The organism is Acetobacter fallax (genome assembly GCF_011516735.1).
Taxonomy (GTDB): Bacteria; Pseudomonadota; Alphaproteobacteria; order Acetobacterales; family Acetobacteraceae; genus Acetobacter; species Acetobacter fallax.
This window is the reverse complement of the sequence record NZ_WOSX01000146.1, coordinates 1-707: the sequence shown is the minus strand read 5'-3', so window position 1 is coordinate 707 and position 707 is coordinate 1. Positions and strand designations below refer to the sequence as shown.

The window sequence follows — 707 nt, the reverse complement described above, 5'->3', positions numbered from 1 at the left end:
TAACCCCGGACCAGATGGCCAACAGCAACGCCGTCAGAAGGGCGGCATAACAACAACCGGGTATAGCTTATCAAGCCCGCAAAACTGTCCGAACGGACGGGACCACCTCAAAGCATCACAGCGACACCATTGTTAGGCGGGATATCGTCGCATGAAAAATCAGGTTTGTAGCTCTGAGCAAATGCTGTGCCACAGTAAGTAGCGGCCATCATCGACAGAAGCGGAAGTATTCTTCGCATTTTAGATATTCCCTGCTTCCTTCCTCAGCCTCACCCCCGCACCGCCCCCATTCTCAGCGATGAACTCCACGCCGGCGGATTCCAGGGCCGTGCGGATGGCGGCGAGGTTGTTGGGGTGAGGAGTTCGGGCGCCGCGCTCAAAATCTTTGATTGTCGGACGGGATACGCCTGATGCATCTGCTAATTTCTCCTGACTCCATTCGAGCATCGCTCGGGCACCGCGACACTGAACTGGTTGAAAATCAGGATTAGCCACAAGTTTTCCTTTTTGGTTTGCTTTCGTCTAAATCATACCCGTTTTGGCAAATGTTAACCAATAAGGCAACCAAAACAGCCGAGTTAAGGAGGTGAGAGTCCTTAGAGCGTGATGATTTTATGTTGGTCCATATCCTGAGTTGGTGAAGTAGTTGGCGCATTCGCTGGGAGTGTAGCTGCGCAGGAGTTCGCCGATGGTTGAACTGACTGCGT

Annotated in this window: 2 protein-coding genes; both read right to left on the bottom strand. The window is 52.5% G+C overall.

From position 1 onward, the window contains the following. Window positions 1–107 precede the first annotated feature (107 nt). A complete protein-coding gene (locus GOB85_RS19660; protein WP_277875964.1) occupies window positions 108–239 on the bottom strand; it encodes a hypothetical protein in 132 nt (43 codons plus the stop codon). Between the two features lies 1 nt (window position 240). Beyond that, window positions 241–447 (bottom strand): helix-turn-helix domain-containing protein, encoded by a 207-nt coding sequence (locus tag GOB85_RS18910; RefSeq protein ID WP_173578882.1) that lies wholly within the window; start codon window positions 445–447, stop codon window positions 241–243. Window positions 448–707 lie beyond the last annotated feature (260 nt).

Excerpts from the sequence above, each read along its gene's own strand:
- GOB85_RS19660 (WP_277875964.1), bottom strand. The coding sequence starts at position 239 with ATGCGAAGAATACTTCCGCTTCTGTCGATGATGGCCGCTACTTACTGT.
- GOB85_RS18910 (WP_173578882.1), bottom strand. The coding sequence starts at position 447 with ATGCTCGAATGGAGTCAGGAGAAATTAGCAGATGCATCAGGCGTATCC.